The 12,240-nt window shown below is 60.2% G+C and carries 13 protein-coding genes; 12 read left to right on the forward strand and 1 reads right to left on the reverse strand.

Translation table 11 applies throughout. The annotated features are described in order from the left end of the window. Nucleotides 1-260 precede the first annotated feature (260 nt). From BM321_RS01145 to BM321_RS01195, 11 genes are all read left to right on the forward strand, one after another. Nucleotides 261-1,520: a winged helix-turn-helix domain-containing protein gene (locus BM321_RS01145; RefSeq protein WP_092441265.1), complete on the forward strand. Its 1,260-nt coding sequence runs from the start codon at nt 261-263 to the stop codon at nt 1,518-1,520. After that, entirely contained in the window at nt 1,517-2,011 is a 495-nt protein-coding gene (locus BM321_RS01150) for a transglycosylase SLT domain-containing protein (protein WP_092441266.1), read from the forward strand. Before BM321_RS01145 ends, BM321_RS01150 begins: the two co-directional genes overlap by 4 nt. Nucleotides 2,012-2,261: 250 nt before the next feature. After that, the gene (locus BM321_RS01155; protein ID WP_092441267.1) at nt 2,262-3,437 is read left to right on the forward strand and encodes a PrgH/EprH family type III secretion apparatus protein; all 1,176 of its coding nucleotides are present in this window, start codon (nt 2,262-2,264) and stop codon (nt 3,435-3,437) included. Nucleotides 3,438-3,444: 7 nt separating this feature from the next. Beyond that, on the forward strand, nt 3,445-3,705 hold the full coding sequence (sctF, locus tag BM321_RS01160; protein ID WP_092441268.1) for a type III secretion system needle filament subunit SctF: 261 nt from the start codon (nt 3,445-3,447) through the stop codon (nt 3,703-3,705). Nucleotides 3,706-3,765: 60 nt separating this feature from the next. Further along, the gene (sctI, locus tag BM321_RS01165; protein WP_092441269.1) at nt 3,766-4,071 is read left to right on the forward strand and encodes a type III secretion system inner rod subunit SctI; all 306 of its coding nucleotides are present in this window, start codon (nt 3,766-3,768) and stop codon (nt 4,069-4,071) included. Beyond that, nucleotides 4,068-4,790 (forward strand): EscJ/YscJ/HrcJ family type III secretion inner membrane ring protein, encoded by a 723-nt coding sequence (locus tag BM321_RS01170; RefSeq protein ID WP_092441270.1) that lies wholly within the window; start codon nt 4,068-4,070, stop codon nt 4,788-4,790. The genes sctI and BM321_RS01170 overlap by 4 nt, the downstream gene beginning before the upstream one ends. Next, nucleotides 4,777-5,343 carry a secretion system protein gene (locus BM321_RS01175; RefSeq protein WP_092441271.1) on the forward strand — a complete coding sequence of 189 codons (567 nt, stop codon included), beginning with the start codon at nt 4,777-4,779 and terminating at the stop codon, nt 5,341-5,343. The genes BM321_RS01170 and BM321_RS01175 overlap by 14 nt, the downstream gene beginning before the upstream one ends. After that, on the forward strand, nt 5,315-6,025 hold the full coding sequence (locus tag BM321_RS01180) for an oxygen-regulated invasion protein OrgB (protein WP_092441272.1): 711 nt from the start codon (nt 5,315-5,317) through the stop codon (nt 6,023-6,025). The genes BM321_RS01175 and BM321_RS01180 overlap by 29 nt, the downstream gene beginning before the upstream one ends. Beyond that, on the forward strand, nt 6,015-6,443 hold the full coding sequence (locus BM321_RS01185) for a hypothetical protein (protein ID WP_175534879.1): 429 nt from the start codon (nt 6,015-6,017) through the stop codon (nt 6,441-6,443). The genes BM321_RS01180 and BM321_RS01185 overlap by 11 nt, the downstream gene beginning before the upstream one ends. 32 nt (nt 6,444-6,475) lie before the next feature. Next, nucleotides 6,476-7,792 carry a hypothetical protein gene (locus BM321_RS01190; RefSeq protein ID WP_092490776.1) on the forward strand — a complete coding sequence of 439 codons (1,317 nt, stop codon included), beginning with the start codon at nt 6,476-6,478 and terminating at the stop codon, nt 7,790-7,792. 96 nt (nt 7,793-7,888) lie between these two features. Beyond that, nucleotides 7,889-8,908, forward strand: a complete 1,020-nt coding sequence (locus tag BM321_RS01195) for a quinone-dependent dihydroorotate dehydrogenase (protein WP_092441274.1) — start codon at nt 7,889-7,891, stop codon at nt 8,906-8,908. A 199-nt stretch (nt 8,909-9,107) separates the two neighbouring features. Here the strand turns inward: BM321_RS01195 and rmf are convergent, their stop codons facing one another. Then, the gene (gene rmf, locus BM321_RS01200) at nt 9,108-9,323 is read right to left on the reverse strand and encodes a ribosome modulation factor (protein WP_003223300.1); all 216 of its coding nucleotides are present in this window, start codon (nt 9,321-9,323) and stop codon (nt 9,108-9,110) included. A 532-nt stretch (nt 9,324-9,855) separates the two neighbouring features. Between rmf and rlmKL the strand changes: the two genes are divergently transcribed. Continuing rightward, nucleotides 9,856-12,126 carry a bifunctional 23S rRNA (guanine(2069)-N(7))-methyltransferase RlmK/23S rRNA (guanine(2445)-N(2))-methyltransferase RlmL gene (gene rlmKL, locus BM321_RS01205; RefSeq protein WP_092197456.1) on the forward strand — a complete coding sequence of 757 codons (2,271 nt, stop codon included), beginning with the start codon at nt 9,856-9,858 and terminating at the stop codon, nt 12,124-12,126. The last annotated feature ends 114 nt before the right edge of the window (nt 12,127-12,240 follow it).

Raw genomic sequence — 12,240 nt, forward strand, 5'->3', positions numbered from 1 at the left:
TGGGTACCTATTCAGGGGGACAGGACATTTTCAACATTCATTGCTGTGTTTGTTCGCCCTTCCCGGTGGTTAAATTTTATAACTTGATTTATTGAATGCTTCCTACGGTGCTCGTCGCAGTTTCCTACGTAAATAACGTTCAGCGACCTACGGAATCATCCTATGCATCTTCCTATAGTCACGCAGCTCGTCATCCCGAGCCTGTCTACCCGACAGGCTCGATCGCGCTTCAGTAACTTTCTATAGAGAAGTTTCAAAGTATGGACAGTGCAACTGATCAACCGCTGGTCGAGTCATTCGTTTTTGACCACTGGCTATTGCAAAGCGATGGAACGCTGATGCGAGATGGACAAGGAGTTCATGTTCCCCCCAAAGAGCTGCACGTACTGCGCCTGTTGTTGAAGTCGGCGGGTACGGTCGTCAGCAAGGATTATCTGCTGGACCATGTCTGGCCTCGGATGGATGCCGCTGAGGAGTCGCTGACGCGCTGTATCTACGCCTTGCGCAAGTTGCTCAAGGATAACAAGAACTACATTGCGACGGTTTACGGCCAGGGTTATCGGTTCACCGGTTCCGTGGTCGAGCTCTATGTACCGAGCGAGGCGAGGGCGGTGGTGCCTTCGCTGGCGGTTCTGCCGTTTCGCAATCTGGATGAGATCGCGGCGCTGGATCTGCAGGATCTGATGATCCGCCAACTGACCACGGCGTTCGGTGAGGCATTGCATGTCATTCCCTCGGGGCTGATCGCGGCCTGCGGGGCTTTGGACAACGTGCGGTCGGTGGCCGGGCAGTTGTCGGCAGATTATTGCTTGAACGGTCGTTTTATCGGTGCGGGCGGCTTGCAGCACTGGTCGATCGAGTTGATTCGTGGACGCGACCAGGCCTTGCTGCATGGTCAGACGCTGGATGCCTGGGATCCGGGGGAGGCGCTGGGTGCATTGACATGCCTGGTTGCCCAGCACGTACCGGGGCTGCGCCCTGTCGGTGATCGCTGCGGGTCCTATCCGGTGGCGGTGGCGTATCTCAATGGCTTGTGCAGTGTGCAACAGCACACAGTGCAAAGCCTGCGCGATGCCCAGGTGCTGTTCAGGCAGTGTTTGAAACTCGATGCTGGCTACGCGCCGCCCTGGTGCGGCCTGGCGGATGTGTGGTTGGGGCAGTTGCTGATGGGCCAAGGGGATCAGGGGCACGTCATCGAAGAGGCTCACTCGGCGGTTTCCAATGCCTTGGCGCTGGACCCGGGCAGCATCCCGGCATTGATGCGCCTGGCATTGCTCACCAGTTTGCGCGGCTGCGAGCAAGCGGCCGAGGTGCTGTTCCGTCGCTGCCTGTGGTCGGCCGATCAGGTTGACGTGCTGTATTTTCAGGCCTGGCATCACTGGTTCTGGCAACGAAACGAGCAGGCGGCGCGGATGATCATGCAGTGTCTGCAACTTGATCCGGGTTGTGTCCGGGCGCAGATCCTGCGGGTGCGCATTCATGAACAGCTGACGTGGATCAGCGAGCGGCGCCTGGCATGAAGCGGCGCAGGAACAAATGGCTATGCCTGCCGATGTGCCTTGGTCTGGGGCTGGGCATGACCCAGGCGCACGCCTGGTGCTGGAGCGAGGCGGGGCGGTTGCACGCCATCGAACCCGAGTTGCTGCAAGCGATTGCCACGGTCGAGTCGGGCATGCTGCCGGATGCCGTCCACCACAACAGCAATGGCACCCGCGATATCGGCCTGATGCAGATCAACAGTATCCACCTGCCTCGATTGAAGGCCCAGGGCATTACCGAGCAGCGCCTGTTGCAGGAGCCTTGCCTGTCGGTGGAAGTCGGTGCGCAGGTACTGGCCGGGTTCATCGCGCGCTACGGTTACAACTGGACGGCGGTCGGCGCCTACAACGCGGGCAACTCACCTCATCGCCAGGTCGCGCGATTGCGCTACGCGCGCAAGGTCTGGCGACGCTATCGAGTGCTGACCCAGGGCCAGCCAGAGCGATCGTTGGTCGATGTGTCAGGTGGATGAGCTAACCAGCCCTCCCAAAATCACTTAACAGGTGGCCCTATTGTGTCGCCAGGTTCTGGGGCCGCTTCGCGCCCCAGCGGGAGCAAGCTCCCTCGCCACAATGAGCATGCCGTAGCGGCGTGATACTTCCTGAAAAGGTCGACACGGGAATCTGATCCCCTGCAAGGCGCAACCGGCAGATTTCGATCAGGAAGCCTGTTTTCGGGGTGCCTACCATGGCGGCTCATTCCATTGCCCTGGAGCTTGGACGGTGACAGTCCCGACGGCCACCACGCTACAGCCTTGCGTTCTGCGGATACTCAATGGTCCGTTGCAAGGCTGCGAATTCCCGCTTGGCGAAGGCCCGACCCTGTTCGTGGTCGGGCCTGTGGATTTGCTCGGGAACGGCGCGCCTGCGGCCAGCGTTCCTGAGGAAGCCATCTTCGTTCCTCTGGAGGCGGGCGGCTGCAATTTCGAGGTGCTGGCCGACCAGGCCACGGCAGACGGCTTGCCGGTGCGGTTGCTCGGCGATTCAGTCGCGGTACGCCACTGCGGGTTTCAGACCCGGGTGCAGATCGGTGCCTTGCACATTGCCTTGCGTCCCGAGGATCAAGCTTGGCGTGCCGAGTGTCTCGACCCATCCCCCTCGCCAGCAACCGCTGCCACCGTGTTCATTGATGGCCGTGGCCACTGGCTGCGCTGGGCCGGCTGCGGGCTGGCGTTGGTGGCGTCGGTCGTGGTGATCGGCCTCTGGGCCATGCCGGGGCCGGCGCCTGAAACCGATGTCCGTGCGCTGATCAGTGGCGCCAGTGCGCAGGTCCAGGTGCTGCCGGGGCGCGATCGTTCGGTCTACGTTTTCGTGGCTTCCGAGCGTGATGCCGGTTGGAGCCGACAGGTGCTGGCGCGCCACGGCACTCTGGACGGCAGGGTGTTGGTGACGGACCAGGAGCGCCGCCGACTGGAGCAGGTGTTGATCGACCACGATCCGCAATTGGCCTGGCATTTCCTCGACCTCAGGGATCCAGCGTTGCCGCGCCTGCTACTCAGCGGGCAGCGCAACCTGCTGACGCCCGACCGGCAGGCAAGCCTGATTGATACGTTGCTCGCGGCGGCGCCTTATGCCCGCGACGTCCTGCTGCAAGAACAGGATGACCAACTGCTGGCCGGTCTTGCACAGGCCGGTTTGCAGCGTCTTGCACTGGCCTTCAGTCGGGTCGAGCACGAGGACGGCGTCACGTTCGCCGTCGAGGGCAACCTGCAGGATTCCGAACTGGCCGCCGCTCGCCAGTATGTCGACAGTTTTTACCGGCAATGGGGTGATCGCTACGTGCATTTCACTGTCGCGCTCAAGGACGACTCGCTCAAGGGCAAGTCGTTTCAAACCGGCCCCCAGGGCTACGTCAAGACGGGGTCCTCGTCCTGGCATTTTCTAAATCAGACAGAGTAGGTGACGCATGGCTGGTATCGGACTCCCCATCACATTTCCCGATGATTTTCTCGGCGAGCAGGCGCAGGCATTTGAAGGCGGCGCGCAGAAGCTCAAGGAGGCCCTGGACATTGCACTGGAAAAGCTCAAAACCGATGCTTCGGACCCGGGGTTACTGGCGGCTTATCAGACGGCGTTTTCGTCGTACACGGTTTTCCGCAACGCCCAGACCAACACGATCAAGGGTTTCAAGGATATCGACATGGCGATTATCCAGGCGGCTCGTTGACGCGGGTTCCTTTCGACCGGCCATTGCCCGAGGTAATGGCCCTTTTCATGAGTGCATTGTATGCCTGCCGATTTTTCTCCTGTCCTTGTCCATGGTGCGAGCCTCGTTGAACTGGACGGTCCCCAGGAAGGCCCAGTCGTTTCCCTTGAAGCGCGGTTGATCGGGGCGTTTGCCGCTTCGGCCGTGGACAGCGGGCGCGAGGTCGCGGCCATCAACCAGTTGCTGCAGCGTCCGGACATCGGCAACCCCGAGGTATTGGCGCAACTGCAGGAACTGACGGGGCAATACAACGTGGATATCAATTTGCTCAACGTGCTGGTGCGCAAGGCGGTCGGCACTGCAGAAACCCTGTTGCGTGCGTCATGAGGCCGGTTGTCTTGCTGCTGTTGTCGTGCCTGCTGCTGTCGGGCTGTCGCCAGCCGACCCTGCTGGAAGGGCTGGACCAGCACCAGGCCAATGAAGTGCTGTCGGTCCTGCAACGCAACAACATCACGGCGGTGAAAATCGACACCGGCAAAGCCGGCTATGCGGTGAAGATCGACCCGTTGGATTTTTCCGCCGCCGTCGACCTGCTCAATCTCTATTCGCTGCCTTCCCGGCCACGCCTGCAGGTAGCCGAAATGTTCCCCAGCGACGCCCTGGTGGCTTCGCCCCGTGCGGAAAAAGCCCGGTTGTACTCGGCGTTGGAGCAGCGTATCGAACAGTCGCTGGCGATGCTCGAAGGTGTGGTTTCAGCCCGGGTCCATGTCAGTTACGACTTGGATGCGGGCGAGGGCGGGCGCAAGTCGCCGCCTGTTCATCTCGCGGCGGTGGTGGTGCATGAGCGGGATGTCGAACCGCAATTGCTCATCACCGATATCAAGCGCTTCCTCAAGAACAGCTTTGCCGCCGTGGAGTACGAGAACGTTTCGGTGGTGCTGTCCAGGCGCTCCGAGACCCAGCATGTGGCACCGACCGCGATCGTCTCCCGGCGGGCGTCGAGTTGGCCGTGGCTGCTGGCCGCGACGGGGGGATTGCTGTTAGTTGGCGGCGGCGCCTGGGCTTATCGACAGGCCAGGGCAGGGCGGTGTGATGTCGGACATTGACCGCTTGCAAGGGATTCTCGCCGAGCCCCTGGGGTATCTGCACCCTCAGCGCCTGGTGCTGCCGGCGGGATTCGACGGGCCCCAGGCGCGCAGCGTGCTCAACCGGATCGTGCTCGAGGGTCTGCAACTGCAAGGGCCGTGGCCGTCGATTAGGTTAAGTGGCGTGGCGAAACAATGGGTTCGTCATTGGTGGCAATTGCCCTATATCGCCTTGCTGCTGGGCGCCTATCGCTTGCGGCACGGTTTGGCTCGGGGGGCGGCGTTGGCGTGCCTGCCGATGCCGGTCCGGCGATTCGCCAGTTACAGCCTGGGCCTTCGAGGCGACCTCGCACTCCAGTGCCCCGCCGTTTCGGTGGAGCAGGTCGAAGCGGCCGGCCTCAATGCCCTGTGGAGCTGGCACGAACAGGTCCCCGCGCCGTTGCTCGAACGCCTGGCCTTGCAATTCTCCGCGCCTGTCGTGCAATTGCAGCGGCACTGGCCGCTCATGCAACCCGATCCAACCCTTTTCTTTCTGGCGGTGCAGCATGCTCGACTCCATCCGCTCCCTGGCTGACCTGCCTGTGGGCGAAGACGTGCGCCTGGCTCGCGAAGATATCGTCGCCGCCCGTCGTCGTCTGCGCCTGCAGCGCGAGGCCCAGCGCCGCGCCCGCGAGTGTGTCGAGCAGGCCCGGCGCGATGCCGAAGCGGTGCATGCCAACGCCTTTCAACAGGGTTATGCCGAGGGCATTCTGCGGGCGACCGGGCATCTGGCGGACGGCTTGCTGAAGTCGCAGACGCTGGCGCTGCAATTGCGCGACGCATTGGCTCGGGCCGCTCGTGAACTGCTCGCGCAAGCCTTGAACCGCCCCGAATGGTTGGAGCAAATGCTGGAATGCTGGCTGGCCGTGCAACCCGACGGGCGCGGCGCGGTGTTGCAAGTGTTGTTGCCAGCGCATTGTCGTCCGTGGGGTCCTCAACTGCGCGAAAGCTTGCGGGTGTCATGGGCTGGCGAGTTGATCATCGAATATCACGCGCAGGAGCGTTATGTGTTGCGGCTGGCGGATCAACTGCTGGAGTTCGACGCTGAAATGATCCGGGAGCGGTTGGCGCCGCGACTATTGGCGAGCATCGCCAATTTGCCGGAGGCGGTTCGTTCGTTGGACCAGGCTGCGTTACAGGCCCTGACGGAGCTGTGCTCAAGCTTCGTCGAGCATCCCGTCGATTCCACGCCAACCGAGGTTAACCATGAAGATTGAAAACCTGGGCGGTTCCAGCGTGCTGGATCGCACTGCAAGTCCGTCAGTCGAGATGCTGGAGTCGCGCCTGCTGGCTGCGGGTGAGCAAAGCAAACGCCCGGATCCTGAGTTTGAGCATTTATATCAATTGCTGCTGGCCATGGAAGGGCAGGGTGAAAAAGCGATTCATGAGTTTCTTCGCACACTGCGCGGGGAGGACGGAGCAACCGCTGCGTACCCCACCGCCATGGCATTGAAAACGATCACGCAACAAGTACTGGTTCGATTGAAAGAGGAGGGCCTGGAAAAGTCGCAGCTTTACAAGGAGGTTCGCGGGGCCAATGGTCTGGCGTTTGCCATGGAGGTCTATGTCCAGGGCGTAATGCGTGATGTGTTTCAGCCCATGGGGGATGAGGCTTGGGAAAAGAGCGAGTGGTGAGAGTACTCGTATAAACAATAAGGAGAATAAGTGTGCGTATTACTGACATGACCTTCAATGTGACGCCTGGGATTCAAGGTGACTTGGGGCCAAAAACACCAATGACGGAAATGCCGGACAGGTCGGTAAATATTGACATTGGAGATGTTAAATTAAGTGGGTTGGGGAAGGCTGAGGAAATTGTTCTAGCTCTTAATGAGCTAGGTGCGAACGTGAAAGCCGAACTTGATGATTGCCGAAAAGGTTACGGGAAGTTAGATGCAGATACAGAGGGGCAACTTCAAAGGTATGTAGATTCTGGAGAAATTCCGTCTGAAAAAGAAAGGTGTCCATACTTGAAAGAAGTACTCAAAAGTGGTGTGGGTGCCGAGGGCCAACAAAGTCGCTGGCAGCAGGTGGTGGAAACGATTAGGGAAACAGTCGAGGGGCCGTTGCTCAATCTGGCCAATGTCGCTGGGCGCACTGGTGCGATAGTTTTTCTGGCCGCTACTGCAAGCAAGTACGTTGCGCATCACGTCGAACAGGCTATTAGTGAAGGTGATTCGCCTGAGGCCGCCAAGGCATGGGCGGCCGCTGCGCTGGCATTGACGGGACCTGGGCTGATGGCGATCGCGGCGACTCGAAGTGAGCGCTTAGGAGACGCAACATCGTGGTCCCGCCTTAGCCGTATCGGCCTCGCCAGCCTTACCGTGGGAATAGCTCTCACGGCATATCTGACGGGAAAATTAAGCGAGATCGGTTCTAAGATGGTCGAAGGAATCCTTTACCAGGTGATTAGAGCTGCAATCGAAGCCTGTTTTCCATTGACGGATAATTCGGGAGTTCCCAGCGTAGCTTCAACGTCCGTTTCAGCCGCGCTTTATTCTCTCTATAACCTTGGAGCGGCAGAATTGACCAAGGTGCTACCGCTGGACAGTATAAACGCTTTGGTTAAGTTCATGACTGAAGGAGGGATAACTGCCTTCGGCGTTGTGTTTGATGGCTTTGCGTCCATTATTGCAAAAAACTGTCTATCTGCGAGGCCTGTTCCTGATTCGGTTTTCGAGGTTAAAAAAGACGCATTAGAGGTGCGTGCCAAGTTTCAGTTGCCGACCTTGGAAAAGTTGGCGGAGGTATCTACGAGCGTTCTGGGTGCACGCATTTCCTTAAATCATTTCAGTGCCATGCTTGGAGCGGTACTGGCATCCGTGGTGCTTCAATCGGATTCTGATGGCGATAACAATAACTTTCATATGGTCGCGTTAATTACTGCGGTCGTTGTGGGAATTGCTTATTTTCCATACATTTTTTCGACTGTGAAAGACACTAAAAATAGCTATACAGTGTCGAGTGAGACTAACCCCGCTTAATCTCACACGGAGCTGGCAGCCATCGGCTGCTCGCTCCCATCCCTTCACCCCGGCTATAATCCCCGCCTCATTTCGTCGATTGAGTCAAACCCACCCATGTACACCCTGGCCCGTCAGCTGTTGTTCAAACTTTCCCCGGAAACCTCCCACGATCTGTCCCTGGACCTGATCGGCGCGGGCGGACGTTTGGGCCTCAACGGTTTGCTGTGCAAGGCGCCAGCGAAATTGCCGGTGACGGTCATGGGGCTGCAATTCCCGAACCCCGTGGGGTTGGCGGCGGGCCTGGACAAGAATGGCGCGGCCATCGACGGCTTCGCCCAGTTGGGGTTCGGTTTCGTCGAAATCGGCACCGTTACCCCACGACCACAGCCGGGCAACCCCAAGCCACGGATCTTCCGCCTGCCGCAAGCCGAGGCGATCATCAATCGCATGGGGTTCAACAACTTGGGTGTAGACCATCTGCTGGCTCGCGTCGCAGCGGCCAAGTACCAAGGCGTGCTGGGCATCAACATCGGCAAGAACTTCGACACGCCAGTGGAGCGCGCCGTCGACGATTACCTGATCTGCCTGGAAAAGGTCTACGCCCACGCCAGCTATGTCACCGTCAACGTCAGCTCGCCGAACACCCCTGGGCTGCGCAGCCTGCAATTCGGCGATTCCCTCAAGCAACTGCTGGCCGACCTGGCCCGGCGTCGCGCGGAACTGGCATTGACACACGGCCGGCATGTGCCACTGGCGATCAAGATCGCCCCGGACATGACCGACGAGGAGACCACCCAGGTGGCCCAGGCCCTGATCGAGACGGGCATGGACGCGGTGATCGCCACCAACACGACCCTGGGGCGCGATGGTGTCGAAGGGCTGGAGCACGGTGACGAGGCGGGTGGTTTGTCTGGTGCGCCGGTGCGTGACAAGAGCACCCACACCGTGAAGGTGCTGGCCGCTGAATTGGCGGGGCGCTTGCCGATCATCGCGGCGGGCGGGATTACCGAAGGCAAGCATGCCGCCGAGAAGATCAGCGCCGGGGCGAGCCTGGTGCAGATCTATTCGGGGTTCATCTATAAAGGGCCGGCGCTGATCCGTGAGTCGGTGGATGCCATTGCGGCGTTGGGGTGATTCAGGAACGGTCGGCTCTATCGAGGCGAGCAAGTTGTGGGAGCAAGCCTTGCTCCCACTAGGCCTTGCCGAAACCCAGGCATTAAAAAGGGCTCCTCGAAGGAGCCCCCTGGGCCGTAGCCCGCCGTCCGGATGGGACGCGCGTGGTTAAATCGATATGGGTGTCAAATTGTCGAGTTCTTGAGTATTAAGCCCTGTGTCAGCCGACGGCGTGAAGTTCGTTGAGTCTGTGGATACCCGCAGTGCCGGTCATACCGTCCCAGTTGTCGCCGCGTCCTTCTCGCCAGCCATTGATCCAGGCTTGACGTACCGACGGTAGAGTAAAGGGGCAAAGCTCACGGGATTTACCACCAACGCCATATTGGTAACCACGTAAAAATGCTCTTTCCAACGGATCACGCTTAAGTCTTCTCATAGGGTGTTTCCCTCACTTGTTGACTGTTACTTAGCGTCGACCTCTATCGAGGCCGGGGCAGAATCATTCTGCCGTTGGTGGCTCGTTGCCGGCGTGACGAGCCGAGGTTGTTGACGCCGTTGCGACGTCAACCTGTGTTGAGTTCTAACCAAAGCGTCACAGGGATGGAATGATCGTTTTGTCATAAGCACGTAACAATAAAGATGTTAGGGCGATAAGTAACTTCATGTTCGTTGACCGCTTTTGAGCAAGACCCCTGTATGATCGGCCCTGCGCCAAAGGGGACTGGTTTTCCTTGAATGAGAATGTCCTCCCGTTGCACTCGGGTACTATTCGACGAAAGGGGCGAGTTTTCACAATTTGTTGCACAGAATTTTTTACCTGCCTTCGCATCAAAGCTCTTTTAACCTGAGCGGCGAGGGCGGCACGGCACACATTCGTGCCACGCGGGTGCTCTTGAGAAAAGCACCTGACTGAACCCGGCCCGGCAATGCGTTGCCCGGCCCACTTAGCCAAAGGCTCTGGAAATCCCATGTCCGATCGTTTCGAACTCTTCCTCACCTGCCCCAAGGGCCTCGAAGGCCTGTTGATCGAGGAAGCCGTCGGGCTTGGCCTTGAAGAGGCGCGCGAGCATACCTCGGCCGTGCGCGGCATGGCCGACATGGAAACGGCCTATCGCCTGTGCCTGTGGTCGCGCCTGGCCAACCGCGTGTTGCTGGTGCTCAAGCGTTTCCCGATGAAGGACGCCGAAGACCTGTACCACGGTGTGCTGGATGTCGACTGGCAAGACCATATGCTGGCCGACGGCACCCTGGCGGTGGAGTTCAGCGGCCATGGTTCGGGCATCGACAACACTCACTTCGGCGCCTTGAAGGTCAAGGATGCCATCGTCGACAAGCTGCGCACCCCGACGGGCGAGCGGCCGTCCATCGACAAGCTCAACCCGGACCTGCGCATCCACCTGCGCCTGGACCGCGGCGAAGCGATCCTCTCCCTCGACCTTTCTGGCCACAGCCTGCACCAGCGCGGTTATCGCCTGCAGCAAGGCGCCGCGCCGCTGAAGGAAAACCTCGCCGCCGCGATCCTGATCCGCGCCGGTTGGCCGCGCATTGCCGCTGAAGGCGGCGCGTTGGCCGACCCGATGTGCGGGGTCGGCACGTTCCTGGTGGAAGCAGGCATGATCGCCGCCGACATGGCGCCGAACCTGCGTCGTCAGCAGTGGGGCTTCACCGCCTGGCTCGGCCATGTGCCGGCGTTGTGGAAGAAACTTCACGAAGAGGCCACCGCCCGCGCCGCCGCCGGGCTGGCCAAGCCGCCGCTGTGGATTCGCGGCTACGAAGCCGACCCACGGCTGATCCAGCCGGGCCGCAACAACGTCGAGCGTGCGGGCCTGAGCGAGTGGATCAAGATCTACCAGGGCGAAGTCGCCACCTTCGAACCGCGTCCAGACCAGAACCAGAAAGGCCTGGTGATTTGCAACCCGCCGTACGGCGAACGCCTGGGCGATGAAGCCAGCCTGCTCTACCTCTACCAGAACCTCGGCGAGCGTCTGCGCCAGGCCTGCCTGAACTGGGAGGCGGCGGTGTTCACCGGTGCGCCGGACCTGGGCAAGCGCATGGGCATTCGCAGCCACAAGCAGTATTCGTTCTGGAACGGCGCCTTGCCGTGCAAGCTGCTGCTGATCAAGGTCCTGCCGGATCAGTTCGTCACCGGCGAGCGTCGCACCCCGGAGCAACGCCAGGCCGAGCGCGAACAGGCCGCCTACGATCAGGCCCCTGAAGTACCGCAAGAGCGCCAGTACAACAAGAACGGCAACCCGATCAAACCGGCTCCGGCACCGGCCCCTGTGGTCGAGCAGGCGCGGTTGAGCGAAGGCGGGCAGATGTTCGCCAATCGCCTGCAAAAGAACCTCAAGTTGCTGAGTAAATGGGCCAAGCGTGAAGGTGTGGACTGCTACCGGGTCTACGATGCCGACATGCCGGAATATTCCATGGCTATCGACCTGTACCACGACTGGGTTCACGTCCAGGAGTACGTCGCGCCCAAGTCCATCGACCCGGAAAAGGCCTCGGCCCGCTTGTTCGACGCCCTGGCGGCCATTCCCCAGGCACTGAACGTCGACAAGAACCGTGTGGTGATCAAGCGCCGCGAGCGTCAGAGCGGTACCAAGCAGTACGAGCGCCAGAGCGCCCAGGGCAAGTTCACCGAGGTCAACGAAGGCGGCGTGAAGCTGCTGGTCAACCTCACCGACTACCTGGACACCGGGCTGTTTCTGGATCATCGGCCGATGCGCCTGCGGATCCAGAAAGAAGCAGCCGGCAAGCGCTTCCTCAACCTGTTCTGCTACACCGCGACCGCCAGCGTCCACGCTGCCAAGGGCGGTGCTCGGAGCACCACCAGTGTCGACCTGTCGAAAACCTACCTGGACTGGGCGCGGCGCAACCTGTCGCTCAATGGTTTTTCCGACAAGAACCGTCTGGAGCAGGGCGATGTGATGGCCTGGCTGGAAGCCAGTCGTGACGAGTACGACCTGATTTTCATCGACCCGCCGACCTTCTCCAACTCCAAGCGCATGGAAGGCGTGTTCGATGTGCAGCGCGACCACGTCCAGTTGCTGGACCTGGCCATGGCGCGCCTGGCCCCGGGCGGTGTGCTGTATTTCTCCAACAACTTCCGCAAGTTCCAACTCGAGGACAATCTCGGCGAGCGCTACGCGGTGGAAGAGATCACCGCCAAGACCATTGATCCGGATTTTGCCCGCAACGGCAAGATCCACCGTGCCTGGAAGATCATGGCCCGTTGACCGAAGTCTGATTGGATCTATGAAGCCTTGTACTTCAAGGCTTCCGGCCGCATTTTTGGGCTGGCCAAAGTAATGGCTAATAGCTATAACTTAGGCAGTGTCCAGGGCTGTGCC

Origin of the sequence: Pseudomonas sp. NFIX10 (genome assembly GCF_900111955.1) — a bacterium.
In the GTDB taxonomy this organism is placed as follows: Bacteria; Pseudomonadota; Gammaproteobacteria; order Pseudomonadales; family Pseudomonadaceae; genus Aquipseudomonas; species Aquipseudomonas fluorescens_AA.

Coding starts and splice junctions, on each gene's coding strand:
- BM321_RS01145 (WP_092441265.1), top strand. CDS start 261: ATGGACAGTGCAACTGATCAACCGCTGGTCGAGTCATTCGTTTTTGAC.
- BM321_RS01150 (WP_092441266.1), top strand. CDS start 1,517: ATGAAGCGGCGCAGGAACAAATGGCTATGCCTGCCGATGTGCCTTGGT.
- sctF (WP_092441268.1), top strand. CDS start 3,445: ATGGCTGGTATCGGACTCCCCATCACATTTCCCGATGATTTTCTCGGC.
- sctI (WP_092441269.1), top strand. CDS start 3,766: ATGCCTGCCGATTTTTCTCCTGTCCTTGTCCATGGTGCGAGCCTCGTT.
- BM321_RS01170 (WP_092441270.1), top strand. CDS start 4,068: ATGAGGCCGGTTGTCTTGCTGCTGTTGTCGTGCCTGCTGCTGTCGGGC.
- BM321_RS01175 (WP_092441271.1), top strand. CDS start 4,777: ATGTCGGACATTGACCGCTTGCAAGGGATTCTCGCCGAGCCCCTGGGG.
- BM321_RS01180 (WP_092441272.1), top strand. CDS start 5,315: ATGCTCGACTCCATCCGCTCCCTGGCTGACCTGCCTGTGGGCGAAGAC.
- BM321_RS01185 (WP_175534879.1), top strand. CDS start 6,015: ATGAAGATTGAAAACCTGGGCGGTTCCAGCGTGCTGGATCGCACTGCA.
- BM321_RS01195 (WP_092441274.1), top strand. CDS start 7,889: ATGTACACCCTGGCCCGTCAGCTGTTGTTCAAACTTTCCCCGGAAACC.
- rmf (WP_003223300.1), bottom strand. CDS start 9,323: ATGAGAAGACTTAAGCGTGATCCGTTGGAAAGAGCATTTTTACGTGGT.
- rlmKL (WP_092197456.1), top strand. CDS start 9,856: ATGTCCGATCGTTTCGAACTCTTCCTCACCTGCCCCAAGGGCCTCGAA.